The organism is Pseudonocardia sp. (assembly GCF_050250275.1).
Taxonomy (GTDB): domain Bacteria; phylum Actinomycetota; class Actinomycetes; order Mycobacteriales; family Pseudonocardiaceae; genus Pseudonocardia.
This window is the reverse complement of the sequence record NZ_JBFWOY010000030.1, coordinates 29,456-53,799: the sequence shown is the minus strand read 5'-3', so window position 1 is coordinate 53,799 and position 24,344 is coordinate 29,456. Positions and strand designations below refer to the sequence as shown.

Below are 24,344 nucleotides of genomic sequence, written 5' to 3'. Positions count from 1 at the left end.
GAGCGGGGGTCAGTGTCTGCCGCGGACCTTCGCGAGGCGGGCCCGGCAGCCCACGAAGATGCCGAGGCAGACCAGGGCCATGACGCCGAAGATGATCGCCGGGGTGATCGTGCCCAGGTCGATGAAGATCCACGTGACGAACAGGCACAGGACCACGGCCATGATCGAGATGCCCGCGTGGAGCTTGAGGGTGCTCTGGCCGTCGTGGCTGCTCACGGCCCAGCCGGGGCCACCGACGGCGTCGTGCCCGGTTCTGGCTGTGGTGGTGCGGTCCGTCACCGGTGTCGGGGTCGGCTCCGCGGCGTTCGATGTGGACATAGGGCAGGGTACCCACGAGTCGGGGTCGTGACGCCAGTGTCTCGGGCGAGCATCACCTCAACCGTTACGGCGCGAAGGCCGGCCCGAGGGCCCGCCCGGCGCGGCCCGCAGCGGCACGTGCTCACTTTCCGCGGCGCTCGCCCCCTACCGCGCCGGGTAGCCGGTGAAGTCGGGCTGCCGCTTCTCGGCGAAGGCGTGCGCGCCCTCCATGCCCTCCGCGGACTCGACGAACAGCGCCAGGCCCGCCGACGCCACGTTGGCCAGGCCCGCCTGGTGCTCGGTGTCGGTGTTGAACGAGTGCTTGAGGAACTTGATCGCGGTGGGGCTCTTGGCCGCGATCTCGGCGGCCCAGGCCAGTGCCTCGGTCATCAGGTCGGCGGCGGGGACGACGGCGTTGACCAGGCCCCAGCGCTCGGCGGTCGCGGCGTCGTACTGGCGGCACAGGTACCAGATCTCCCGGGCCCGCTTCTCGCCGACGACGCGCGCCAGGTAGGTGGAGCCGAACCCGGCGTCGAAGGACCCGACGCGGGGGCCGGCCTGGCCGAACCGGGCCGTGTCGGCGGCGATCGAGATGTCGCACAGCACGTGCAGGACGTGGCCGCCGCCGATGGCGAGGCCGTTGACGGCGGCGATGACGGGCTTGGGGATGTCGCGGATGAGCTTGTGCAGGGCGTCGATCTCGAACAGGCCGCTCTCGGTGGGGCCGTAGTCGCCGGTCTCGGCGCGCTGCTTGACGTCGCCACCGGTGGTGAACGCCTTGTCCCCGGCCCCGGTCAGGATGACGACGCGGACACCCTTGTCGGCCCAGGCCGTGCGCAGCGCGGTGATCAGCTCCTCGACGGTCCGGCCGCGGAAGGCGTTGTAGCGCTGGGGCCGGTTGATGGTGACGACGGCCGTCGTGTCCTCGACGCGGTAGAGGATGTCCTCGAACTCCGTCACGTGCGGGTGCCCTTCTGCGAGGTGGGGGTGAGGGCCGGGCGCACCAGCGTCGCGACCTGGTCGGCGACGAACCGCTCGACGCCGTAGCCCTCCGGGAAGTGCCAGTGCTTGAGCGCCCAGACCTGGGCCAGCACCGTGAGGTCGAATACGAGCATCTCGGGGGAGACGCCGTCGGCGAGCAGGCCCGCGTCGGCGGCCTCGCGCACGACGGCCGTCAGCGGTACGAACGTCTGACGCTCGGCCTCCTTGAGCCGCTCGCGGGCGGCCGCGCCGAGCTCGGCGGACTGCCGGTAGGTGAGCAGCCCGGCGTTGCGGTGGGCGTCCATCGCGACGCAGTAGCCGCCGAACCCGGCAGCCAGCCGGTCGAGGGGGTCGTCGCCGGCGGCGGCGATGCGGGTGTCGACCTCGCGGCGGACCTGCTCGGCCAGGTCGGCCACCACGGCGACGACGACGTCCTCCTTGCCGCCGAAGTAGCTGTAGATCAGCCCGACGCTGATCTGCGCCTCCTTGGCCAGCGCCTGCATCGACATCCCGTGCAGCCCACCGCTGTTGATCAGCCGGACCGCGGCGTCGAGGACCTGCCGGGTGCGCCAGCGGGCCCGCACGTCGCGGAGGTCGCGGCGGACCTGTTCCTCGGCGTCCGGCACGGCAGCCTCCCCGATGAACGCTCTTTCTCTTGACATTGAAGCTACGTTCATTTCGAGGCGGTCGTCAACGGAGGCGACCGGCGACGACGCCGGGAGGTGCTGGTGGTCCAGCCGTCGGATGCGGGCTTCGGGGTCATGCTGCCGAGCTTCGACCCCTTCCGCCGGGGCAGCACACCCGTCGTCGACGGCGCCGTGCTGGCCGAGGAGCTGGGCTTCGACTCCGGGTGGGTCGGCGACCACCTGAGCTTCCACCCGCCGCTGCTCGACGCGCTGACCGCGCTCACCGCCGCCGCCGTCCGCACCGAACGGCTCGTCCTCGGGACGGGCGTGCTGCTGCTGCCGATGCGCAACGCGGTGTGGACGGCCAAGCAGATCGCGTCGATCGACGCCCTCGCGCCGGGCCGGCTGCTGTTCGGCGTCGGCGTGGGCGGGGAGAACCCGGCGGAGTTCGAGGCCGCCGGGGTGTCGACGGCCAAGCGCGGTGCCCGGCTCGACGAGGGCCTCGACATCGTGACGGCGCTGCTGCGCGGCGAGGCCGTCGACCATCCCGGGCCGCTGTTGCCGACGCGGTCACCGGTGCTGGAACCCGTACCGGCGACACCGCCCCCACTCGTCGTCGGCGGCCGGTCGGAGGCGGCGCTGCGCCGGGCCGCGCGTCGTGGCGACGGCTGGCTCGGGGTGTGGATGTCGGCCGGCCGGGTCGCCACGGTCCGCGCCCAGCTCGACGGGTACGCCACCGGGTACGGCCGCCCGTCGCCCACACCGCTGCTGATGGTGTTCGTGCACGTCACCGACGGCCCGAGCGGCCTGGAGACGGGCCGCGCCGAGCTCACGGGCTTCGTAGCGGGGCAGTACGGGCTGCCGGTCGAGCGGCTGGAGCGCTGGGCGCTCGTCGGCGACCCCGGGCACGTCGCGAAGGGCCTCGACGAGCTCGTGGAGGCCGGGGTGGAGGGGTTCGTCCTGATGCCCGCGGCATCGGACCCGCTCGAGCAGTACCGCAGGCTGGCCCGCGTGCGGGAGCGTATGACGAACCCGCTCCGACCGGGGTCGGACCCGAGGACGGGAGTCGAACACATGTCGCAAGCGCACGCTGCGGGAGAGGCTCGCCGCCTCCCCCGGGAACGGGGAAGTGGCTCATGACGGACAGGGTCGCGGTCGTCACCGGTGCCGCGTCGGGGATCGGACGGGCCGTCGCGCTCGGGCTGGCCCGCACCGGGGCGCGGGTCGTCGCGGCCGACCTCGACCTGCAGGGCGCGGTCGCGACGGCCGAGCAGGCCGGTGGCGGGATCACGCCTCTGGCCGTCGACGTCGCCGACCCCGACTCGGTCGCCGCCCTCGCGGGCCGGGTCGCCACCGACCTCGGTACGGCGACGGTGCTGGTCAACTGCGCGGGCTGGGACCGGACGGGCAAGTTCCTCGACTCGACCCCCGATTTCGCCGACAAGGTCGTCGCCATCAACTACCTCGGCCAGGTGCACATGTGCCGGGCGTTCCTGCCGGGCATGGTCGAGGCCGGTGCGGGCGGGAAGGTGGTCAACGTCGCGAGCGACGCGGGGCGCGTCGGCAGCTCGGGGGAGACGATCTACGCGGGCGCGAAGGGCGGGGTCATCGCGATGAGCAAGTCGCTCGCGCGGGAGATGGCCCGGCACGCCATCAACGTCAACGTCGTGTGCCCGGGGCCGACGGACACGCCGCTGTTCGCGGCCCAGGACGAACGGCTCAAGGAGGCGCTGGTCCGGGCCATCCCGTTCCGCCGGCTCGCCAAGCCGGAGGAGGTCGCCGACGCGGTGCTGTTCTTCGCCTCCGACGCGGCGTCCTACGTCACGGGCCAGGTGCTCAGCGTCAGCGGCGGCCTCACGATGGCGGGGTGACGGGGCGGCCACCCGCGGTGGCGGCCCCGTCCCGCCGTCACCGGATCACGAGACCTGGGTCGCGATCCTGTCGAGGGTCGCGGTGAGGTCCTGCTCGCTCACGACCGGGAACAGCTTGAGGAACTCCTCGTCGTGCACGCTCATCCACTCGTAGGTCTGTGTGACGCGGGTGCCGCCGTCCTCCTCGGCCAGGTCGTAGGTGAACGTGTGGCCGCTCGCGTCCATGTCACCGAGCTTCGCCGCGAGCTCGCACGTCGGGTCCATCGCGGGCGCCCACCCGATCCGGCTGGTCGGCTGGTACGCGGTGACGGTGTTGACCATGCGGTAGTCGCCGAGGGCGTCCTGGTGCATGTTCATCGTGAAGACCTGGCCGATTCCGCCGATGGGCGGTGCGTCGCCCTCCGGGCCGCGCACCATCCCGGCGTCGTCGATGTCGGCGTGCCGGTTCGGGTCCGACAGGAGTTCGAAGATCGCGGCCGCCGGCGCCTCGATGACCTTGCTCGCCTGCAGCTTCCTGCTGGTGTCCACCAGAGCTCCTCTACGACGTTCGGACACGGCCACGGGGCCGTTCGGGCTACTCGGGCTACCCGCCGCGCGGACGGGGAAAACGTCGGCGAGATCATCGGCGGGGGTCCGTGGGGGCCCGGGGGCGGTTTCTCTCCGGGGTTGTCCCGCCATGAGTAATGGCGGCCCGGCAATCAATGGGCAGGAGTCCGTTACGCCCGAATAATATGTTTCGAGTAGTTGTCCCGAATAGGACGACCCGACCCGTCGGGCATGTACGGATCGTTATAGAAGAAGAGTCGTCCGAGACCTCCCACATGATCGGTCACCCGTTAGTGTCCACAATTCGGGAGTGGCCGAATCCAGCGTCGGACCGGTCGGGAGGACTCGCGTATGACGGCACCGCTAGAGGTCCCGGGTGCCGCCGAGCAGGCGGCGCCGGAAGCGGTCACCGAGGGGATGGGCCGCGCCATCCAGGGCCGTTCACTGTGGCAGATCGCCTGGCGGAGGCTCCGGCGCGACAAGGTCGCCCTCGCGGGCGGCGTCGTCGTCCTCCTCCTCGTGCTCGTCGCGGTATTCGCCCCCGTGATCGTCGCGGTGCTCGGGCACGACCCCCTCGAGTTCCATTACGACCAGATCGACCCCGACCTGCAGATCTCGCCCAAGCCCTTCGGTGGGGTCAGTAGCCAGTTCCTCTTCGGCGTCGAACCCGTCAACGGCCGCGACATCTTCTCCCGCGTCGTCTACGGCGCCCGCATCTCACTGCTCGTCGCATTCCTCGCCACGCTCGTCGCCGTGATCATCGGAACGGTCGCGGGAATCGTCGCCGGCTACTACGGCGGCTGGGTCGACTCGTTGATCAGCCGGGCCATGGACGTCTTCCTCGCCTTCCCGGTGCTGCTGTTCGCCCTCGCGCTCGCCGGTGTGGTCCCCGACGGCTCGTTCGGGCTCTCCGGGGACACCCTGCGCATCGTCGTGATCATCGCCATCATCGGGTTCACCAGCTGGCCCTACATCGGCCGGATCATCCGCGGCCAGGCACTGTCGTTGCGCGAACGCGAGTTCGTCGACGCCTCCCGCAGCCTCGGCGCCCGCACCCCCCGGATCCTGCTCACCGAGATGCTGCCCAACCTGGTCGCGCCGGTACTCGTCTACGCGACGCTGCTGATCCCCACCAACATCCTGTTCGAGGCGGCCCTGAGCTTCCTGTCGGTCGGCATCCGCCCACCCACCCCCAGCTGGGGCGGGATGCTCAGCGATGCCACCCACTGGTTCCAGATCGCGCCCAACTTCATGCTCTTCCCCGGTCTGGCGATCTTCGTGACCGTCCTGGCCTTCAACCTCTTCGGCGACGGGCTGCGCGACGCCCTCGACCCGCGGGCGCGCTGATCCCCGTGGGCGCGCCGACACGGACGCGACGACACCGACGCGACAACACAACGGCTCACTGCGAGATTCGAGGGGTGGTTCCATGAGGCACAGGCGAAGGTTCGCCGCGGCCGCCGTCGGCGCGGTCGCCGCGCTGGTGCTCGCCGCGTGCGGGGGCGGGACGTCCGGGGGAACCTCGGGCAGCGCAGCGGGAGGCGGCACCGGCGACGGCGGCATCCACAACCCGTCGGACGCGAAGGGCGGCACGCTGCGCTATGCGAACTCCGGCGACTGGGACTCGCTCGACCCCGCCGACACCTACTACGCCTACTCCTGGAACTTCGTGCGGCTCTACGGCCGCGCGCTGGTGATGTTCAAGTCGGCGCCCGGCGCCGAGGGCGCCACGCTCGTCCCCGACCTCGCCGAGTCGCTCGGCACGTCCTCCGACGGCGGCAAGACCTGGACCTACACCCTGCGCAAGGGCGTCAAGTTCGAGGACGGCACCCCCGTCACCAGCAAGGACGTCAAGTACGCGGTGGAGCGATCGCTCGACAAGGCGACGTTCCCCAACGGCCCGACCTACTTCAACGACTTCCTCGACCTGCAGGGCTACACGAGCCCCTACCAGGACCCGTCGCCGGACAAGCTCGGCCTCAAGGCCATCGAGACCCCCGACGACTCGACCATCGTCTTCCACCTGAACAAGCCGTTCAGCGGCTTCGACTACTTCGCCCAGCTGCCGGCGACGATCCCGGTGCCGCAGGCCAAGGACACCGGTACCAAGTACAAGGAACACGTGGTCTCCACGGGCCCGTACATGTTCCAGACCAACGACCTGGGCAAGAGCTTCACCATGGTCCGCAACCCCAACTGGGACCCGGCCACCGACCCCAACCGCAAGGCGTTGCCCGACCAGATCGACGTCGCGCTCAACGTCAACTCCGACGACATCGACAACCGGCTCGTCTCCGGTGACCTCGACGTCGCCATCGAGGGCTCGGGCGTCGGCCCGTCGGCGCAGGGGCGCATCCTGGCCGACCAGAACCTCAAGGCCAACACCGACTCCTCGCTGCAGGCCCGGATCTGGTTCACCGTGCTCAACGCCGACGTGGCGCCCCTGGACAACGTCCACTGCCGCCGGGCCGTGATGTACGCGGCCGACAAGACCGGCTACCAGCGCGCCTACGGCGGCGCCACGGGTGGCGAGATCGCGACGAACCTGATGCCGCCCGTCATCCCCGGCGCCCAGCAGTTCGACACCTACCCGACGCCGAACAACGCCGGCGACGTCGCCAAGGCCAAGGACGAGCTCAACCAGTGCGGCCAGCCAGGGGGATTCACGACGAGCATCTCCTACCGCGCCGAACGGCCCAAGGAGAAGGCCACCGCCGAGACACTCCAGCAGTCGCTGGCCAAGGCCGGGATCAACCTGGAGATCAAGCCCTACCCGCTGGCCGACTACCTCAAGCTCTACGCCGGCAAGCCCGACTTCGCCAAGGCCAACGGCCTGGGGCTGATGGTCTACGGCTGGGGTGCGGACTGGCCCGACGGCTACGGCTTCCTCTCCCAGATCGTCGACAGCCGCACCATCCGGGCCACGGGTGGGAACTCGAACCTGGGCGTCCGCGACCCGGCGGTCGACGCGATCATCGACCAGGCCGTCAACGAGCAGGACAAGACCAAGCGCGAGCAGGACTGGGTCGACGTCGACAAGAAGGTCATGGACGACGCGTACATGCTGCCGGGCATCTGGGCCAAGGGCCTGCTCTACCGCCCGCAGAACCTGACGAACGTGTTCATCACCAACGGGTTCCAGATGTACGACTACCTCTCCCTCGGCACGACGCGGAAGTGACCGGGCCGCGACCGAGCACGACCGGGAGGTAGGTGAAGGCGTCCTCCCCGGCCCGTCCGCGCCGCACCGGCGCGGACGGGCCGGGCCTGCCGTGAACCATGACGGTCTACGTCGTCCGACGGTTGCTGGCGGCGGTGGTGCTGCTGCTGATCGTCACCGCTGCCTGCTTCGTCATCTTCTTCCTCGTGCCCCGCCTCGGCGGGGCCACCGCCGAGGACCTCGCGTCGCGCTACGTCGGCAAGACCGCCGACGCCGCGACGATCCACGACATCGCCGTCAAGCTCGGCTTCACCGAGCCGATCTACGTGCAGTACGGGCGCTTCCTCAGGGGGATCGTCGCCGGCGCCGACTACCCGACCGGCCCGACCACGACCCACTGCCCGGCGCCCTGCTTCGGCTACTCGTTCCTCACCCAGAACCCGGTGCTGCCCGACATCCTCAGCCGGCTGCCCGTCACCATGTCGCTCGCCGCGGGCGCCGCCGTGATCTGGGTCGTCGCCGGCGTCTCCACCGGCGTGCTCTCGGCGCTGCGCCGCGGCAGCATCTTCGACCGCGCGGCCATGGGCATCTCCCTGGCAGGCGTCTCCCTGCCGATCTTCTTCACCGGCCTGCTGTCACTGTCGATCTTCAGCTACGCCCTGGGCATCACCGCGCCCGGCGGCAGCTACACACCCTTCGAACAGAACCCGGCACTGTGGGCCTACGACCTGCTGCTGCCCTGGATCACCCTCGCGTTCCTCTACGCCGCCGGGTACGCCCGGCTCACCCGCGCCGGGATGCTCGACACGATGGGCGAGGACTTCATCCGCACCGCGCGGGCCAAGGGCCTGCCCGAACGGATCGTCGTCGTCAAACACGGGCTCAGGTCGGCGCTCACCCCGATCCTGACGATCTTCGGCCTCGACCTCGGGCTGCTGCTCGGCGGCGCCATCCTCACCGAGTCCACCTTCTCGCTGCCGGGGATCGGGAAGTACTCCGTCGACGCCATCACCAACAACGACCTGCCCAAGGTCCTCGGCGTGGTGCTCGTCGGCGGGCTGTTCATCATCATCGCCAACCTCGTCGTCGACGTGCTCTACGCCGTCGTCGACCCCCGGGTTCGGCTGTCGTGAGGGAGAGCCGCTGATGGCCGAGGACGTCCTCGCGGGCGAGCCGGCAACCGGGCCCGCCACGCCGCGCAGCTCCGGGGGCCGGCCGTTCCTCGACGTGCACGACCTGCGCGTCCACTTCCCGACCGACGACGGCGTCGTCAAGGCCGTCGACGGGCTCTCCTTCTCCGTCGACCGCGGGAAACGCCTCGGCATCGTGGGGGAGTCCGGGTCGGGCAAGTCCGTGACCAGCCTGTCGATCATGGGCCTGCACAAGCGCGGCGCCGCGCAGATCTCGGGCGAGATCTGGCTGGGCGACGACGAGCTCGTCGCCGCCGATCCCGAACGCGTCCGGGCCCTGCGCGGCGAGACGATGGCGATGATCTTCCAGGACCCGCTCTCGGCGATGCACCCCTACTACTCGGTCGGCGCGCAGATCGTGGAGGCCTACCGGATCCACAACGACGTCTCCCGCAAGGCCGCCCGCAAGCGCGCCGTCGACCTGCTCGACCGGGTCGGCATCCCCCGCGCGGAGGCCCGCTTCGACGACTACCCCCACCACTTCTCCGGCGGTATGCGCCAGCGCGCCATGATCGCGATGGCGTTGTCCTGCAACCCCCAGCTGCTCATCGCCGACGAACCCACCACCGCGCTCGACGTCACCGTCCAGGCCCAGATCCTCGACCTCATCGTCGACCTGCAGGCCGAGTTCCACACCGCCGTCGTGATCATCACCCACGACCTCGGTGTCGTCGCCGAGCTGGCCGACGACATCCTCGTCATGTACGCGGGCCGCGCCGCCGAGACCGGCCCGGCCGCCGACGTCTTCACCGAACCCCGCCACCCCTACACGTGGGGGCTCCTCGGGTCCGTGCCCCGCTGGGACCGCGAACGCACCGACCGGCTCCTGCCCATCAGCGGCAGCCCGCCCTCGCTGATCAACGTGCCGCCGGGGTGCGCCTTCCATCCGCGCTGCCCCTACGTCGACCGCAACGGCGACCGCTCCCGCACCGAACGCCCCGAGCTCGTCGAGGTCGGCCCCCGCCACCTCGCCGCCTGCCACATGGGCCTCGAGGAGCGCGCGACGCTCTTCGACGACGAGATCAGGCCGAAGCTGTGAGCGACCCGCTGCTCGTGGCGTCGGGGCTGCAGAAGTACTTCCCCGTCCGGCGCGGGCTGCTGCAACGCCAGGTCGGCGCCGTCCAGGCCGTCGACGGCCTCGACTTCGACGTCCGCGCCGGCGAGACCCTGTCCATCGTCGGGGAGTCGGGCTGTGGCAAGACCACCACCGGGCGGCTGCTCACCCGGCTGCTCGAACCCACCGCAGGCACGGTCGTCTTCGACGGCCGCGACATCAGCCACCTGGGACCGGGCGCCATGCAGCCGCTGCGCCGCGACATCCAGATGATCTTCCAGGACCCCTACTCGTCGCTGAACCCGCGCCACACCGTCGGCACGATCATCGGAGCGCCCTTCAAGATCCAGGGCGTCGAACCCGAGGGTGGCCTGCGCACCGCCGTGCAGGACCTCCTCGCGCTCGTCGGGCTCTCACCCGAGCACTACAACCGCTACCCGCACGAGTTCTCCGGCGGGCAACGCCAGCGCATCGGCATCGCCCGCACACTCGCGTTGCGCCCCAAGCTGATCGTCGCCGACGAACCCGTCTCCGCCCTCGACGTGTCCATCCAGGCGCAGGTCGTGAACCTGCTGGAGGACCTGCAGGACGAGCTCGGGCTGACCTACGTGCTGATCGCCCACGACCTGTCCGTCGTGCGGCACGTCTCCGACCGCGTCGCCGTCATGTACCTGGGCAAGATCGTGGAGATCGGCAGCCGCGCCGACGTCTACGAGCACCCCATGCACCCTTACACCGTCGCGCTGCTCTCGGCCGTCCCGATCCCCGACGCCCGGCGCGGGCGCCGCCGCGACCGGATCCTGCTCACCGGCGACGTCCCCAGCCCGCTCGACCCGCCCCCCGCCTGCCGGTTCCACACCCGCTGCTGGAAGGCCGAGGAGATCTGCCGGACGACCGAACCCCCGCTCGACGAGCTCGGCCCCGGCCACCGCGTCGCCTGCCACTTCCCGGAGCGCGGCACCCCGCCCGTCCCGGGCGTGCCCGCCGACCCGGCCGCCGTCGGTGGGGAGGCGGCCGCCGCTGGTGGGGAGGCGGCACCGGGCGACTGACCGATCCCCGGCAGCGGTGAGTTCGGTGGTGATCACCGATCCGGGGACGTGAGCGACACGGGTGGCGCCCATGTCCCGGTTCTCGGCGGGCGGGGCTGCCTGGGCGACTCGGCTGGACGCATGCGCGGGCATGTAAATTGCGGCGATGGAACGGGCGACGGGCGGGTGCGGGGATGGCTGACCGGACCCGGCTGGCCAACGAGGCATGGGAGGCGCTGTTCCGGGCGCAGGCCACCCTCGCGCGGGAGTTCGAGGTCGCCGGCGACTGGGGCGACTCACCCCCGCGCGAGTACGGCGTCCTCTACGCGCTGAGCGCCGCCGCCCCCGACGGCCTGCGCATCACCGCCCTCGTCGACGACGTGCTGCTCACCCAGGCGGGGGTGTCGCGGCTGGTCGCCCGGCTCGAGAGCCGTGGGCTGGTCGAGCGCCGGCCCGATCCCGCCGACGCGCGGGCCTCCCGGATCGTGCTCACCGAGCAGGGGGCGGCCACCCAGCGCCGCCTCGGCGCCGCGCACGCCCGGCACGTCCGGACCGCGATGACCCGGGCGCTCAGCACCGACCAGCTCGTCGCCCTGCGCGATCTGGCCCGCACCCTGACCGCCGCGGCGCCGCCCCCGCCGCCAGCGGCGCGCAGGTCCCCGGCCCGCGCCGACGAGTAGCGGCACACTGCCGGAATACATGCGCAGTCATGTTGTTGAGGAAGGCAGCGATCCGCATCCCGCGGCTCGGTACCCGGAGGCAGCGCGCACATGAACGGCACCGACACGACGGCCCCGCCGACGATCGAGTTCGGACTCGACACCTTCGGCGACATCCCGGAGGACGACCACGGCGACCTCCTCGGCCAGGGCGACGCCATCCGGCAGGTCGTCGCCGAAGCGGTCCTCGCCGACCGGCTCGGCGTCGACGTCATCGCCCTCGGCGAGCACCACCGACCCGAGTACGCCATCTCCAGCCCCGACACCGTGCTCGCCGGCATCGCCACCCGCACCGAGCGCATCACGCTCGCCTCCGGTGTCACCGTCCTGTCCTCCGACGACCCGGTGCGGGTCTACCAGCGGTTCGCCACCGTCGACGCCCTCTCCCGCGGCCGCGCCCAGGTCATCCTCGGCCGCGGCTCGTTCACCGAGTCGTTCCCCCTGTTCGGCTACGACCTCGCCGACTACGACGTCCTGTTCGAGGAGAAGATCGAGCTGTTCAGCAAGCTGCTCGAGGAGAAGCCGGTCACCTGGGAGGGCACCACCCGCGCGGCGCTCGACCACGCCGACGTCTTCCCCAAGACCGACTCGGGCCGCCTCGACACGTGGGTCGGCGTCGGCGGCTCCCCGCAGTCGGTCCTGCGCACCGCCCGCTACGGGCTGAAGCTGATGCTCGCCGTGATCGGGGGTCCCGCCGAACGCTTCGCGCCCTTCGTCGACCTCTACCGCCGCGCCACGGCCGAGTTCGGCACACAGGCGCACCCGGTCGGCGTGCACTCACCCGGCTTCGTCGCCGACACCGACGCCGAGGCCGTCGAGCTGGTCTGGCCGCGCTACCGGGTGATCCGCGACCGCATCGGCGCCCTGCGCGGCTGGCCGCCGGTCACCCGCCGGGAGTTCGAGTCCGAGATCGCGCACGGCTCTCAGTACATCGGCTCACCCGAGACCGTCGCGCCCCGGATCGCCGACGCGATCAGGGCCCTGGACGTGGGTCGCTTCGACATGATCTACACCAGCGGCAGCATCCCCGCGTCCGCGCGGCTGCACAACGTCGAGCTCTACGCCACCGAGGTCATCCCACGGGTCCGCGAGCTGCTGGCCTCCGACGCGCCGGCGGCTCGACGCCCCGCATGACCGGCCGCAACCTCATCGCTGCCCCGGCCGGGTGTCGACGACCATGAGGTTGCGCGCGATCCGGTGAGGCCGCCCGCCTGTCGCCTGCGCCCGCGGGGCACCCGGCCCACGGTCGCGCTCGGGCGCGCCCGGTGACGAGGTCGGCCGCATCCCGGAGAGTGCGCCGGATCTCGTCCTCGCGGCGTGTCCGCTCAGCCGGGTCCGGACTCCACATGGGGTGGTAGGTGCTGAGCGCACGGATGCCGCGGGTGGCGAGCAGCCGGCCGTGCGCCTGCGTGAAGAGTGCCCAGCCGGCCTGGGCGTCCTTGCCGAGGACGAGGACCACCCGCAGCTCCGGCATCAGATCGATGAGCCGCCGGAGCGGCTCCACGCCGATCGCGCAGTACCGCCAGAACCGGTGCGCCTATCCCGCGGTACATGGGGGCCACGTACGGCGGGGTCGGGCCGTCATTGCTGCTGCCCAGCTGTGTGGAGCCCTGCCGCACACCTTGCGTGCGCGTCGCACGGGTTGCGGAGGGTGCGACGCGCACGAAAGGTGTGCGGCGGCCCTCCGGCATCGGGCCTGCATGCTTGCGTCGCTCCCGGGGGCCGTCTACAACGGGTGATCAGCGCTTTGAGGCGGATGCCTCAACGGGGAGGTCGGCGTGCACGTCGGTATCGGAGTGTTCTTCCAAGGGCTCGAACTGGGCCGCGACGACCACGCCGTGATGAGGGACCAGCTCGCGCTGGCCGACGCCGCGGAGCCGGCGGGGTTCGACTCGGTCTGGACGGCCGAGCACCACTTCACCCGCTACCAGATGATGCCCAACCCGGCGCAGTTCCTGACGTGGATGGCGGGCCGGACGACGCGGGTCCGGCTCGGGACGATGGTCATGGTGCTGCCCTGGCACGACCCCGTCCGGGTGGCCGAGGAGATCGCCTGGCTGGACTCGGTGTCGCAGGGCCGGGTCGTCCTCGGGCTCGGACGGGGGCTGGGCTCGGTGGAGTTCGACGGGTTCCGGCTGGACATGGGGGAGTCGCGGCGGCGGTTCGTCGAGTACGCGACCGCCATCTCGGGCGCCCTGGAAACGGGTGCGATCGAGCACGACGGCGAGCTGCTGCGCCAGCCGCGGGCGGAGCTGCACCCGCCGGCGTTCACGTCGTTCCGGGGGCGCACGTACGCGTCGGCGGTGTCGCCGGAGTCGGCGAGGATCATGGCCACGCTGGGGTTCGGCCTCATGCTGATCGCGCAGAAGCCGTGGGAGACGACGTTGCGCGAGACCACCGAGTACCGGGAGCTCTACCGCTCCATCCACGACGCCGAGCCGCCGGCGCCGGTGCTGGTCAACTTCACCACGACCGACGCCGACCCCGGCCGGGCCCGCGAGATGCACGAGCGGTTCGCCGTCGGCTACGCGCGCTCGACGATCGACCACTACGAGTTCACCAACGAACGCCTCGAACACGTCGAGGGCTACGAGTACTACGCCGGCCTGCGCCGCAACATCGAGAAGCACGGGCTGGCGAGGTTCAACCGGTTCCTCGCCGACCTGCAGATCGGCGGCACCCCCGACGAGGTCGTCGAGCAGACCGTCGAGCGGGTCCGGGCGCTCGGGGCGGGCGGGGTCGTCAACGTCCTCGGGTTCGGGGGGATGACCGGCGAGGAGTCGCGCCGCTGTTTCGACACCTACGCCCAGCACGTACTGCCGCGGCTCGCGGCCGTCGACACGCACCGCGACGTCGGTGCACCTCTCTCCGAAGGGCAGGCCGCGTGAGCGACCAGAACGGGCCGGTGGCCGTCGTGACCGGCGGCGGCAGCGGCATCGGGCGGGCGACGGTGCTGCGGCTGCTCGCGGCCGGTCACCGGGTGGTGGTCGCGGACGTGAACGCCGAGAACGCGGCGGCGACGGCGGAGCTGGCGCAGGCGCCGGACCGGGTCGCGGTGGCCGCCGTCGACGTCCGCGACGAGGACGCCGTCGCCGCCGCGCTGGCGGCGGCCGTCGACCGGTTCGGCGGGCTGAGTGCCGTGGTGAACAACGCGGGTGTCGGCGGGGCGTTCGGGGCGATCACCGAGATCGAGAGCGCCGACTGGGACTACACGTTCGACGTGCTGGTCCGGGGCGTGTTCTACGGCGTCAAGCACGCCGCCCGGATCATGAGGGCCCACGGCGGCGGGGGCAGCATCGTCAACGTCGCGTCGGTCGCGGGGCTCACGGGTGGGCTCGGGCCGGTGCCGTACTCGGCGGCGAAGGCAGCCGTCGTCAACTTCACGAAGGCGGTGTCGATCGAGCTGGCCGCCGACCGGATCCGGGTGAACGCCGTGCTGCCCGGCGCGATCTCGACGCCGCTGGTGCACCACGGCCGCCCGGAGCGCGCGGAGGACAAGCTCGCCGCGACCCAGCCGTGGCCTGCCGCGGGCAGGCCCGAGCACATCGCGTCGGCCATCGCGTTCCTGGCGGGCGCGGAGTCGGAGTTCGTGACGGGGGAGGCCCTCGTCGTCGACGGGGGGCTCACCGCGGCGGGCCCGGGGCCGGCGTTCGCCGAGCGGCTCGGCAACGACCCGCGGCTGCGCGGTATGGCGGGGGTCAACCACGGGACCACGGGCGTCCCGTCGGTGGTGCGCAACCGGGCCGAGTGAGCGCGGGGACCGGCGCTCAGCCGGTGGGCGCGTGGCAGACGGCCTCGACGTTGTGGCCGTCGGGGTCGCGGACGAACGCACCGTAGTAGTCGGGGTGGTACTCGGGCCACACCCGTGGCTCGTGGAGCACCTCGGCCCCGGCCTCCACGGCGGCGCGGAAGAAGGCGTCGACCGCTGCCCGGTCGGGCGCCGCGAAGGCCAGGTGGCTCTCGCGGAAGCCGCCCGCGTCGTCGGCGAGGGGGCCGAGCCAGAAGGTCGGCCGGTCGACGCCGTAGCCGATGACGGGCCCGAACTCCAGGATCCGGCGGCCGCCCAGCGGAGCGGACACGATGTCGTAGAAGCGGGCGGACGCGGCGGTGTCGGCGCACTGGATGGCGACGTGGTCGATCATGGCGCCATCGTGGCATCGGGTACCGACAGAACCCACCGGACAGAACGCGCCGGAGCGCGCCGGTGGGAGGGCGTCAGCCCGGCCCGTGCTCGCGGCGGCGCCGGTCGGCCGACCGCTGGTCGTCACGGACCGCCGCGGCATAGCCGACGGGGTAGCCGGCCTTCACCGCGCGGTGCTCGTTGGTCTCGTAGATGTAGACGCTCGACCAGAACAGGCCCATCAGCGCACCCATGCCGACCGCACCCGCCCGGACCCACAACGGACCGGGGATGAAGATCAGCAGCAGCACGGCGAAGGGCACGATCTGCACCACCGTGCGGGCCGCGTGCCGCAGCATCCAGGTCCGCGTGGTGACGTCGAAGAGCACCCAGCCGCGGTGGCGGCGCGGCAGCCCGGCCCCGAAGGCGTAGAGCAGCCAGTGCCACGGGTCGGGCCGGCGGATCGGCTCGGCACCCTGGTCGAGCCACCCGGTTCCCGTCCCGTCGGACATCGGGACCTCCTGCGACGGCATCTGTATCGGGTACCCCCCGATCCGCCGCTGACACCAGGCGGCGGGCGGGAGTGCCTCAGATCTCGTGGGCGGCGTCGTAGCCGAGGTCGCCGTCCGGGTCCACCTCGCGGCGCGGCATCGGTGCCGCGCCGCCGGGGCGGCGGCCCGGGCGGCTCGTCGGCAGTGCGAGGACGGCCTTCATCTCGTGGGCAAGGTCGTAGGCGTAGTCGCCCGAGTACTCCGAATCCCCCGACACCATCGACTCCTTCACGCTCACAACCCGGACAGGCTCTGACGCTCCGTAACCGTGGCCATTCGGACGGTGCACGAAAATCATCGCTCGACCGGGGCCCATGAGCAATACGCGTCCACCTCATGGACGCGCTCTGTACTCGAAGAGGTGATCATCACTCGGACGTGTCGCGACGATCGGCCGAAGCCGCTAGGAACGCGGGCGATCCAGCTCGACGACGACCTCGCTCCAGGGCGCGGAGCGGGCGTAGAGCCAGCCCTGGGCCAGGTCGCAGCGCGCGGCACGCAGCTGCGCGGCCTGCGCCGTCGTCTCGACACCCTCACCGGTGACGGTGAGCCCCAACGAGTGTGCGAGCGCGATCAGGCTGGTGACGATCCGGCCGGCGCCGGCGGCGGGCCCGCGCAGCCCCTCGACGAGGACGCCGGCGAGCTTGAGCGAGTGCAGCGGTAGCCGCGGCAGATAGCCCAGGTTGGAGTAGCCGGTGCCGAAGTCGTCGACGGCGATGCGGATGCCCAGCCCGGCCAACGCGGAGATGGCGTCGACAGGGCGCCCGGCGGGGCCGAGCAGCGCGCTCTCGGTGAGCTCCAGCTGCAGCAGCCGGGCGGGCAGACCCGTCTCGGCGAGCACGTCGGCGACGTCGGACACCAGGGCGGGGTCGTGGGCCTGGCGGACGGCGAGGTTGACGCTGACGAACAGGTCGGCGCCCGGGTGGGCGGCGTTCCACCCCGCCGCGCGGGTGCAGGCCTCGCGCAGGACGTGGCGGCCGAGGGGGACGATCGCGCCGGTCTCCTCGGCGACCTCGATGAAGCGGTCGGGACCCAGCCGCCCCAGCGTCGGGTGGTTCCACCGCACGAGGGCCTCGATCCCGACGACGCCGCTGTCGGAGAGCCGCACGATCGGCTGGTACTCGACCTCGAACTCCTCGCGCTCGATCCCCGCGGCCAGCGTCGCGGACAACGTGTAACGCGTCAGGTCGGCCGCGGCGCGTTCGGGGTCGTAGCGGGCCCACCGGTTGCGCCCGTCCGCCTTGGCCCAGTACAGGGTCACGTCGGCGGCCTTGAGGACGTCGGCGGGTGTGGTGTCGGCGACCCGGGCCTCGACGACGCCGATGCTCGCGCTCACGACGAGGCGGTGCCCGTCGACGTCGAACGGTGGGGCGAGCGCGGCGAGGACGCTGTCGGCGAGGTCGGCGATCTCCCCCTCGGGCGGGTCCTCCACGAGGATGACGAACTCGTCGCCACCCATGCGGCCCACCATGTGCCCCCGCCCGGAGACGCAGGAGTGCAGCCGGCACGACAGCGCGAGCAGGAGGTTGTCGCCGACGTCGTGGCCGAGCCGGTCGTTGACCACCTTGAAGTTGTCGACGTCGAGATAACAGACACCGATCCGGCAGTCGGGCAGGCCGAACAGCTCGGCGAGCCGGTCGTTGACCATGGTGCGGTTGGGCAGGCCGGTCAGCGGGTCGTGCATGGCCTGGTGGCGCAGCCGGTCCTGCAGCTCACGCCGCGTGCGGGCGTCCTCGGCCATGGCGACCGTGTAGAGCGGCGACCCGTCGGGGCCGCGGATGAGCGAGGCCGTCAGGTCGGTCGGCACCGACGACCCGTCGCGATGCCGGTAACGCTTCTCGACGCGCGCCGACTCGAGGTCGCCGGCGATGATGTCCTCGTAGAGCTCCCACATGCCCTGGGCGTCGTCGGGATAGACGAACTCGGACACGTTGAAGCGCAGGAACTCCTCGACCGTGTAGCCGAGCATCGACGCGAACGCCTCGTTCACGTCGACGATGCGGCCCGTCATGTCGGCGATGCCGATGCCGATACCGGAGTTCTCGAAGATGGCGCGGAACCGGGCCTCGCTCGACAGCAGTGCGTCCTGGGTCTGTTTGCGAGCCGTCACCTCGGCCTGCCGCACCGTCTCCTGCTCGCTGAGGATGCGCTCACGCATCCGCCCGACATACCCGGACACCACGGCGGACATGACCGCCCCGGCCGCCGTGACGTTGCCGCTGACGCCCAGCCCCGCCGCGATGCCCGGCAGATGCGCGCAGAGCACGGAGACGGTGGCGGGCAGGTCCTCACCGTCGAGCAGGTCGTTGTCGACGAGCGAGGCGCCGACGGCGCGGGCGGTGCGGGTGTCGACGGGGTCGGTCGCGGCGGCCGCCGCCAGCCGCAGAGCCGCCCAGCGCACGAACCTGCGGAGCTCGACACCGCTCATCGGGCGGTACACCGCGCGCGCGAGGTCCGCCGTCCACGCCGACACCAGATCATCGACGTCCGGTGCCGGGGACGGCGGCCACGGCGTGGCCCGGTCCCCGCCGATCACCGGGGGAGCATACGGCGACACGGCGAATGGACCCGGCCGTGTCATTCCGTCGGGTGACAAGTTCGGCCTACGCTCGTCGCACAGCGTGCCGGTCCGCACGCGGTACGTGGAGAGTGGGGGAACATGAGCCGGCCCTCGTGGGCACCACAGGACATCGACCTCGACCGGCCGAGCGGGGCCAGGGTCTACGACTACTTCCTCGGTGGGGCGCACAACTTCGCGGTCGACCGCGAACTCGCCGGGATGATCGCCGCGATGACCCCGGACATCGGCGACACCATGCGCGCCAACCGGGCGTTCCTGCGCCGGGCCGTGCGTCGCCTCGTCGACGACGGGATCACGCAGTTCCTCGACATCGGGTCGGGCATCCCGACGGTCGGCAACGTGCACGAGGTGGCGCAGCAGGCCGACCCGTCGTGCCGCGTCGTCTACGTCGACGTCGACCCGATCGCGGTGTCACACAGCCGGGCGATCCTCGACGGGACCCCCGGGACGGTCGTCGTACAGGCCGACGCGCGCGACGTCGAGTCCATCGTCGCCGATCCCGGGGTGCGGGAGCTGCTCGACTTCGACCGTCCGATCGCCGTGCTCGTCCTCGGGGTCCTGCACTTCGTCCCCGACGCCGACGACCCGGCCGGCATCGTCGCCCGGCTGCGCGAGGCCGTACCCGCCGGCAGCCGGCTCGCGATGGTCAACGTGACCCACGAGGACCAGCCGCCGGAGGTCATCGAGGCGCAGAAGCTGTCGTCGCGCACCGGCACGCCGATCTTCCTGCGCTCGCGCGCCGAGCTGCTGGCGCAGTTCGACGGCTGGGACCTCGTCGAACCGGGCCTGGTGCACCTGCCCCTGTGGCACCCCGACACCCCGTTGGCCGACGGCGAACGCCCCGAACGGTTCGGGGCGCTCGCCGGGGTGGCGGTCAAGCGCTAACGGAACCCCACGACGGCGTGCGGGACGTACGGCTGCTCGAGCCGCTCGACCTCGGCGTCGTCGAGGGTGACGTCCACGGCCGCGATCGCGTCCTGCAGGTGCTGCAGCTTCGTGGCGCCCACGATCGGTGCCGTGACCGCGGACTTGCCCAGCATCCAGGCCAGACCGACCTGCGCCATCGGGATGCCGCGGGCCTGCGCGACCTCCTCGACGCGGGCGACGATCTCGGCGTCGGAGTCCTTGTAGAGGGTCCTGCCGAAGTCGTCGGTGCGGCTGCGCGCGCTCTCGCTGTCCCACGGCCGGGTCAGCCGGCCGCGCGCCAGCGGGCTCCACGGGATGACGCCGATGCCCTCCGCCTGGCACAGCGGCAGCATCTCGCGCTCCTCCTCCCGGTAGAGGAGGTTGTAGTGGTTCTGCATCGTCGAGAAGCGGGTCCAGCCGTTGGCGTCCGACAGGTAGAGGGCCCGGGCGAACTGCCACGCCCACATCGACGACGCCCCGATGTAGCGGGCCTTGCCCGCGCGCACGACGTCGTGCAGCGCCTCGAGCGTCTCCTCCAGCGGGACGTCGGGGTCGTAGCGGTGGATCTGGTAGAGGTCGACGTAGTCGGTGCCGAGGCGGCGCAGGCTGTGGTCGATCTCGGTCATGATCGCCTTGCGCGACAGGCCACCGCCGTTGGGCCCGGGCCGCATCCGGCCGTGCACCTTCGTGGCCAGCACGATCTCGTCGCGGTCGGCCATGTCGGCGAGCGCCCGGCCGACGATCTCCTCGCTCGTGCCGTCGCTGTACACGTTGGCGGTGTCGAAGAAGTTCACGCCCGCGTCGAGGGCCGCCTTGATCAGGGGGCGGGAGGCGTCCTCGTCGAGGCTCCACTCGTGGTTGCCGCGCCCGGGGACGCCGAAGCTCATGCAGCCCACGCAGACCGGCGAGACGTCGAGCCCCGTCGATCCCAGTTTCACGTACCGCATCGGGTTCCTTCCCGTTCGGGAGTGATCGCCACCGACCCTGCACCCACAGGACCCGGCAGGCCATCCGGTCCGTGCCGGATGTCCTGTGACCTCGCGCGCGGCCCCGCCGAGATGCACCTCAGCGCTGTCACCGAAGCCCCCGGCCGCGCCCATGTGCATCTCGGCGGGGCCGGCGTCCGGCCCGTCCCGGCGCCCGTGACCGTCCGGCCCCGGACGGCTGACCCGTCCTCAGGAGACGGTCTTGAGGATCCGCTCGCTGCGGCCCTCCGGCGGGGTGTCGATCAGCCGCCGGGCGCGGGCCTGCAGCTCCGCGACCGACTCGAGGTCGTCGGAGATGTCGGAGAGGTCGGCCGAGGCGTTGCGGGCGGTGTCGGCGGCCTCGCGGGCCGCGTCGAGCCGGTCGGTGAACTCCGAGGCCCGGGTGTTGACCACCGTCGTCGCCGCCTTGCGCAGATCGCCCTGCAGCAGCCGCGTCGCGTCGCGGATCTGCTTGCTCATCGCCATCTGGTACTCGTCGATCATCCCGCGCATCGTGGACTTCGCATCGCCACGGCGGCGGTCGAGCTGGCGCTTGCGCTCACCGGAGAGGGCCGCGCCGCCGAGACCCGCGGCGCCGACGACCGCGCAGACCGCGATGACCCAGCCGGGCATGTTCAGGCCGAGGAAGCGCGACAGCACGATCGCCATCATGACGCCGCCGTAGGTGGGCATCAGGATGCCCAGCAACTTCGTCCCGGCGGGTGTGGCACCGCCGGCGGCCGGGCGGGCCTGCAGCTCGCCGACCAGCCGGTCGGGCGCGGCGACCGGGATCGACTCGATCCGCGGCGGCGGGGCGTCGAGCTGCTCCCCGAGCTGGGTCGCGACGCGGCGGCTGCGCTCCAGCAGCAGCGAGTACACGTCGTCGGCCTCGATGGCGAGCCGGTGCCGCAGCCACTTGTCGAAGGCGTCGCCGTTCTTCTTCGGGTCGTTCGCGTCGATCGACTCCTCGGCCTCGGCGATGACCTGCCGGGCGCGCGTGCGCAGCGCGAACTCCGCGTCCGAGCTCATCGCCGAGAACCCCTCGCCGAGCAGCTGCGGCCACTCCCGCGAACGGGTCTGGAAGTCCTCGAAGTGACTGCGGGCGCGGTCGAGCTCCGCACGCAGCCGCGCCGCGCGGCCCGGGTCGGCCAACGTCGTGCGCCGGGTACGCAGGTCGATCTTCAACGACTCGAGCGCGCGGATGCACTCCGACGCGGCGTCACGGACCGTCGCCGGACCCGGGTGACGGGCCAGCGCCGTACGGACGGTCGTCAGCTTGCGGATCAGGTCGTCGCGGTCGTTCGCCTCCGACCCCTGGATGCAGAGCTCGATGATCGCCCTGGCCTCCACGGCGGCCGCGTCGTCACGAGGCTTCTGGGGAGTGGCGTTCATCCGTGCTCGTCCTCTCGCGCCGGGGTGGGCCCCGTGGCCGTCGTGGTGCGACTGCGACTGCGTCTCGCCGAACCGCTGCGATCTGTTACTGCGACATCGTGCGCGGTCGCGCCCACCCGGGACGATCGAGAGTTCCCTACACCCTCGGGGCGTTTCCCGACGCCGAGGGTAGGGCACGCCCCACATCGCTGAACAGACGACGCGACCACCCGCGGACAGCGCGGTCCCGCGCACCCCGGACACCACGGGAGGAACAGTCACGAACAGCGGATACGCGAGCCGACGCCGCTTCCGTACGGTGTGGGGTCACGCCTGCCCGACACCCCGCCCGGGGCCGTCGGCCCGGCACCGGGAGGACCACTGTGACCACCACGTCCGGCCCGCTCGTCGTCGAGTTCCACGTCGCCGCACCACCCCCGCACGCCTTCGGCGTGTGGACCACCGCCATCGCCACATGGTGGCCGCAGTCGCACACCATCAGCGGCGACCCGTCGTCGATCACGATCGAACCCGTCGTCGGAGGCCGCGTCGTCGAGACCACCCGGGACGCCACCACCTACGACTGGGGCGAGGTCGCCGCATGGGAACCACCCACGCGGCTCGGCCTGCGCCTGCGGCTGTTCATCGACCGCGACGAGACCTCCGAGGTCGTCATCCACTTCCGTGCCGACGGCGCCGGCACCCGGATCCGGCTCGAACAGACCGGCCTCGAACGCCTCGGCCCCGCAGGCTCACCGCGGCGGGCCCGCGTCGGCGCGGCATGGGCGTCGATCACGACGCACTTCGTCGCCGCCTGCGAGGCCGGCTGGGCGGCCCAGACCTGAACCGGGCCGGTCAGCCGTCGAGCGACCCCGACAGGAACGCCAGCACCACCGCGCTGACCAGCTCCGGAGCCTCCAACGGCAGATTGTGCGTGCCGGGCAGCACCGCGAACCGGCCGGCCGGCAGGGTGTCGGCGACACGCCGCCCGTGCACGGTGGTCACCTCGTCACGGTCGCCCTGCAGCACCAGCGTGGGCGCCGCCACCTCGGCGAACCGGCGCAGCTCGATGTCGGGCTCGCGGGCGAACAGGTCGAGCAGCTTGCCGACGACGACCCGGAAGTGCTCCGGCCCGTCCGGCGACGGGTGGGAGCTGCGCAGCCAGTCCGGCGGACTGTCGCGCATCGCCTCCAGCGCCGCCAGGAACTCCGGCCGGGCCACGCCCTCGGGCCCGTAGTACTGCCCGATCAGCACCTGCCGCGCCACCAGCTCCGGCGCCCGCATCGACACCAGCGCCGCCACCACCGCGCCGTCGCTCCACCCCACCAGGTGCGCGGGCCCGCCCACCGCACGGCGGAGGAACCCGACCGTGTCGTCGGCCATCGCGTCGTAGGTGATCGGCCCCTCGACGTCCGGCGTCCCGCCGTGGCCCCGCCGGTCCGGGGTGAGCACCGTGTACCCGCCCGCGGCGAGCAGACCGGGCCACGGACCCCACGAGTCGGACGCGACGATCCCCCCGTGCAGCAGCACCAGCGCAGGCCCGTCGCCGACCGCCTCGAAATAGGTCGGGAGGCCCTCGACGTCGAGGATCGGCACGGGCCGACGGTAGCGCCGACACCGGTCCGCTGCGCGGCGGACAGCCGCACCGGCTGGCAGACTCGCCCTCGATGTGGAGGGGGAGCGTGGCCGAGGAACGCACCAGCAAGCTGGCCGCCATCGGCGAACGGCTGATCGAGCAGGTGATCGGCGTCGGCGTCGCAGGGTCGGGGAAGTTCCGCAACGCCGTCGACACCGCCGAGGAGCACCTGCGCACCGCCGGCGGCGACCGCGAGGACGCGATCCGCCGGCTCGTCGCCACCCACGTCCGGCTCGCCACCGCATCCGGCTTCGTCACCGGGCTCGGCGGCATCGCGACGCTGCCCGTCACCGTCCCCGCCTCCATCGGCGGGCTGTACCTGATCGCGACGCGGATGGTCGCCGGTATCGCGCACCTGCGCGGCTACGACCCCGAGGACGACGAGGTCCGCAGCGCCGTCGCGATCGCCCTGCTCGGCGCCGCCGGGGCCACGACGCTGAAGAAGTCCGGCATCGAGCTGGGCCGCCGCTCCACCGTCGCCGCGCTGGAGAAGGTCCCCGCCCGGGTGCTGCTGGAGATCAACAAGCGCGTCGGCATCAGGCTGGCGACCAAGGCGGGGGAGAAGGGCGTCGTCAACATGAGCAAGCTCGTCCCGTTCGTGGGCGGGCCGATCGGCGCCACCGTGGACGGGGTCAGCTGCAAGACCATCGCCGCCTACGCACTGCGCACCTTCCCGCCCGTCACCCCCGGCGGCCCGATGGTCGTCGAGGGGGAGGTCGTCGCCGAGGTCCGCGACTGAGAG

Annotated in this window: 25 protein-coding genes; 14 read left to right on the top strand and 11 right to left on the bottom strand. The window is 72.0% G+C overall.

What is annotated here, in order from left to right; translation table 11 throughout:
• Positions 1-9: 9 nt before the first annotated feature.
• The 3 genes from AB7F12_RS24085 to AB7F12_RS24075 form a co-directional block, all read right to left on the bottom strand.
• Entirely contained in the window at positions 10-279 is a 270-nt protein-coding gene (locus AB7F12_RS24085) for a hypothetical protein (RefSeq protein ID WP_428518001.1), read from the bottom strand.
• A 183-nt stretch (positions 280-462) separates the two neighbouring features.
• On the bottom strand, positions 463-1,257 hold the full coding sequence (locus AB7F12_RS24080) for an enoyl-CoA hydratase-related protein (protein WP_428499949.1): 795 nt from the start codon (positions 1,255-1,257) through the stop codon (positions 463-465).
• Positions 1,254-1,904, bottom strand: coding sequence for a TetR/AcrR family transcriptional regulator (locus tag AB7F12_RS24075; RefSeq protein WP_428499948.1), 651 nt, complete (start codon positions 1,902-1,904; stop codon positions 1,254-1,256). Before AB7F12_RS24075 ends, AB7F12_RS24080 begins: the two co-directional genes overlap by 4 nt.
• A gap of 102 nt (positions 1,905-2,006) precedes the next feature.
• Between AB7F12_RS24075 and AB7F12_RS24070 the strand changes: the two genes are divergently transcribed.
• Complete coding sequence (locus tag AB7F12_RS24070; RefSeq protein ID WP_428499947.1) at positions 2,007-3,044, top strand: LLM class flavin-dependent oxidoreductase; 1,038 nt, start codon at positions 2,007-2,009, stop codon at positions 3,042-3,044.
• Positions 3,041-3,775, top strand: coding sequence for an SDR family NAD(P)-dependent oxidoreductase (locus AB7F12_RS24065; protein WP_428499946.1), 735 nt, complete (start codon positions 3,041-3,043; stop codon positions 3,773-3,775). The genes AB7F12_RS24070 and AB7F12_RS24065 overlap by 4 nt, the downstream gene beginning before the upstream one ends.
• 45 nt (positions 3,776-3,820) lie before the next feature.
• Here AB7F12_RS24065 and AB7F12_RS24060 read toward each other — a convergent pair whose 3' ends face one another.
• The gene (locus AB7F12_RS24060) at positions 3,821-4,303 is read right to left on the bottom strand and encodes an SRPBCC family protein (protein ID WP_428499945.1); all 483 of its coding nucleotides are present in this window, start codon (positions 4,301-4,303) and stop codon (positions 3,821-3,823) included.
• Positions 4,304-4,672: 369 nt separating this feature from the next.
• Between AB7F12_RS24060 and AB7F12_RS24055 the strand changes: the two genes are divergently transcribed.
• From AB7F12_RS24055 to AB7F12_RS24015, 9 genes are all read left to right on the top strand, one after another.
• Complete coding sequence (locus AB7F12_RS24055) at positions 4,673-5,668, top strand: ABC transporter permease (protein WP_428499944.1); 996 nt, start codon at positions 4,673-4,675, stop codon at positions 5,666-5,668.
• Between the two features lie 82 nt (positions 5,669-5,750).
• Positions 5,751-7,502 (top strand): ABC transporter substrate-binding protein, encoded by a 1,752-nt coding sequence (locus AB7F12_RS24050; protein ID WP_428499943.1) that lies wholly within the window; start codon positions 5,751-5,753, stop codon positions 7,500-7,502.
• A gap of 98 nt (positions 7,503-7,600) precedes the next feature.
• Positions 7,601-8,614, top strand: a complete 1,014-nt coding sequence (locus AB7F12_RS24045; protein WP_428499942.1) for an ABC transporter permease — start codon at positions 7,601-7,603, stop codon at positions 8,612-8,614.
• Between the two features lie 13 nt (positions 8,615-8,627).
• Entirely contained in the window at positions 8,628-9,710 is a 1,083-nt protein-coding gene (locus AB7F12_RS24040; protein ID WP_428499941.1) for an ABC transporter ATP-binding protein, read from the top strand.
• A complete protein-coding gene (locus tag AB7F12_RS24035; RefSeq protein ID WP_428499940.1) occupies positions 9,707-10,774 on the top strand; it encodes an ABC transporter ATP-binding protein in 1,068 nt (355 codons plus the stop codon). The genes AB7F12_RS24040 and AB7F12_RS24035 overlap by 4 nt, the downstream gene beginning before the upstream one ends.
• A gap of 173 nt (positions 10,775-10,947) precedes the next feature.
• On the top strand, positions 10,948-11,433 hold the full coding sequence (locus tag AB7F12_RS24030) for a MarR family winged helix-turn-helix transcriptional regulator (protein ID WP_428499939.1): 486 nt from the start codon (positions 10,948-10,950) through the stop codon (positions 11,431-11,433).
• 90 nt (positions 11,434-11,523) lie between these two features.
• Complete coding sequence (locus AB7F12_RS24025) at positions 11,524-12,606, top strand: LLM class flavin-dependent oxidoreductase (RefSeq protein WP_428499938.1); 1,083 nt, start codon at positions 11,524-11,526, stop codon at positions 12,604-12,606.
• Positions 12,607-13,250: 644 nt separating this feature from the next.
• A complete protein-coding gene (locus tag AB7F12_RS24020) occupies positions 13,251-14,360 on the top strand; it encodes an LLM class flavin-dependent oxidoreductase (RefSeq protein ID WP_428499937.1) in 1,110 nt (369 codons plus the stop codon).
• Positions 14,357-15,223 carry an SDR family NAD(P)-dependent oxidoreductase gene (locus AB7F12_RS24015; protein WP_428516875.1) on the top strand — a complete coding sequence of 289 codons (867 nt, stop codon included), beginning with the start codon at positions 14,357-14,359 and terminating at the stop codon, positions 15,221-15,223. The genes AB7F12_RS24020 and AB7F12_RS24015 overlap by 4 nt, the downstream gene beginning before the upstream one ends.
• A 16-nt stretch (positions 15,224-15,239) precedes the next feature.
• Here AB7F12_RS24015 and AB7F12_RS24010 read toward each other — a convergent pair whose 3' ends face one another.
• The 4 genes from AB7F12_RS24010 to AB7F12_RS23995 form a co-directional block, all read right to left on the bottom strand.
• Positions 15,240-15,614: a VOC family protein gene (locus AB7F12_RS24010; protein WP_428499935.1), complete on the bottom strand. Its 375-nt coding sequence runs from the start codon at positions 15,612-15,614 to the stop codon at positions 15,240-15,242.
• Positions 15,615-15,687: 73 nt separating this feature from the next.
• Positions 15,688-16,104 (bottom strand): DUF5313 family protein, encoded by a 417-nt coding sequence (locus AB7F12_RS24005; protein ID WP_428499934.1) that lies wholly within the window; start codon positions 16,102-16,104, stop codon positions 15,688-15,690.
• A 76-nt stretch (positions 16,105-16,180) separates the two neighbouring features.
• Complete coding sequence (locus AB7F12_RS24000; RefSeq protein WP_428499933.1) at positions 16,181-16,360, bottom strand: hypothetical protein; 180 nt, start codon at positions 16,358-16,360, stop codon at positions 16,181-16,183.
• Between the two features lie 186 nt (positions 16,361-16,546).
• Complete coding sequence (locus tag AB7F12_RS23995) at positions 16,547-18,679, bottom strand: putative bifunctional diguanylate cyclase/phosphodiesterase (protein ID WP_428516873.1); 2,133 nt, start codon at positions 18,677-18,679, stop codon at positions 16,547-16,549.
• 123 nt (positions 18,680-18,802) lie between these two features.
• Here AB7F12_RS23995 and AB7F12_RS23990 point away from each other — a divergent pair, with 123 nt between their 5' ends.
• Positions 18,803-19,609 (top strand): SAM-dependent methyltransferase, encoded by an 807-nt coding sequence (locus tag AB7F12_RS23990; RefSeq protein WP_428501073.1) that lies wholly within the window; start codon positions 18,803-18,805, stop codon positions 19,607-19,609.
• Here AB7F12_RS23990 and AB7F12_RS23985 read toward each other — a convergent pair.
• Positions 19,606-20,577 carry an aldo/keto reductase gene (locus AB7F12_RS23985; protein ID WP_428501074.1) on the bottom strand — a complete coding sequence of 324 codons (972 nt, stop codon included), beginning with the start codon at positions 20,575-20,577 and terminating at the stop codon, positions 19,606-19,608. The genes AB7F12_RS23990 and AB7F12_RS23985 overlap by 4 nt on opposite strands.
• A 228-nt stretch (positions 20,578-20,805) precedes the next feature.
• Complete coding sequence (locus tag AB7F12_RS23980) at positions 20,806-21,987, bottom strand: hypothetical protein (protein ID WP_428501075.1); 1,182 nt, start codon at positions 21,985-21,987, stop codon at positions 20,806-20,808.
• Positions 21,988-22,349: 362 nt separating this feature from the next.
• Between AB7F12_RS23980 and AB7F12_RS23975 the strand changes: the two genes are divergently transcribed.
• A complete protein-coding gene (locus tag AB7F12_RS23975; RefSeq protein ID WP_428501076.1) occupies positions 22,350-22,811 on the top strand; it encodes an SRPBCC domain-containing protein in 462 nt (153 codons plus the stop codon).
• A gap of 10 nt (positions 22,812-22,821) precedes the next feature.
• Here the strand turns inward: AB7F12_RS23975 and AB7F12_RS23970 are convergent, their stop codons facing one another.
• Positions 22,822-23,562: an alpha/beta fold hydrolase gene (locus tag AB7F12_RS23970; protein ID WP_428501077.1), complete on the bottom strand. Its 741-nt coding sequence runs from the start codon at positions 23,560-23,562 to the stop codon at positions 22,822-22,824.
• Positions 23,563-23,648: 86 nt separating this feature from the next.
• On the opposite strand from AB7F12_RS23970, the gene AB7F12_RS23965 reads away from it, so the two are divergent.
• Positions 23,649-24,341, top strand: coding sequence for an EcsC family protein (locus AB7F12_RS23965; protein WP_428501078.1), 693 nt, complete (start codon positions 23,649-23,651; stop codon positions 24,339-24,341).
• Positions 24,342-24,344 lie beyond the last annotated feature (3 nt).

Bases quoted from the DNA above. Each gene is read 5' to 3' on its own strand.
- AB7F12_RS24065 (WP_428499946.1), top strand. From the start codon at position 3,041: ATGACGGACAGGGTCGCGGTCGTCACCGGTGCCGCGTCGGGGATCGGA.
- AB7F12_RS24055 (WP_428499944.1), top strand. From the start codon at position 4,673: ATGACGGCACCGCTAGAGGTCCCGGGTGCCGCCGAGCAGGCGGCGCCG.
- AB7F12_RS24050 (WP_428499943.1), top strand. From the start codon at position 5,751: ATGAGGCACAGGCGAAGGTTCGCCGCGGCCGCCGTCGGCGCGGTCGCC.
- AB7F12_RS24045 (WP_428499942.1), top strand. From the start codon at position 7,601: ATGACGGTCTACGTCGTCCGACGGTTGCTGGCGGCGGTGGTGCTGCTG.
- AB7F12_RS24040 (WP_428499941.1), top strand. From the start codon at position 8,628: ATGGCCGAGGACGTCCTCGCGGGCGAGCCGGCAACCGGGCCCGCCACG.
- AB7F12_RS24030 (WP_428499939.1), top strand. From the start codon at position 10,948: ATGGCTGACCGGACCCGGCTGGCCAACGAGGCATGGGAGGCGCTGTTC.
- AB7F12_RS24025 (WP_428499938.1), top strand. From the start codon at position 11,524: ATGAACGGCACCGACACGACGGCCCCGCCGACGATCGAGTTCGGACTC.
- AB7F12_RS24010 (WP_428499935.1), bottom strand. From the start codon at position 15,614: ATGATCGACCACGTCGCCATCCAGTGCGCCGACACCGCCGCGTCCGCC.
- AB7F12_RS24005 (WP_428499934.1), bottom strand. From the start codon at position 16,104: ATGTCCGACGGGACGGGAACCGGGTGGCTCGACCAGGGTGCCGAGCCG.
- AB7F12_RS23990 (WP_428501073.1), top strand. From the start codon at position 18,803: ATGAGCCGGCCCTCGTGGGCACCACAGGACATCGACCTCGACCGGCCG.
- AB7F12_RS23985 (WP_428501074.1), bottom strand. From the start codon at position 20,577: ATGCGGTACGTGAAACTGGGATCGACGGGGCTCGACGTCTCGCCGGTC.
- AB7F12_RS23980 (WP_428501075.1), bottom strand. From the start codon at position 21,987: ATGAACGCCACTCCCCAGAAGCCTCGTGACGACGCGGCCGCCGTGGAG.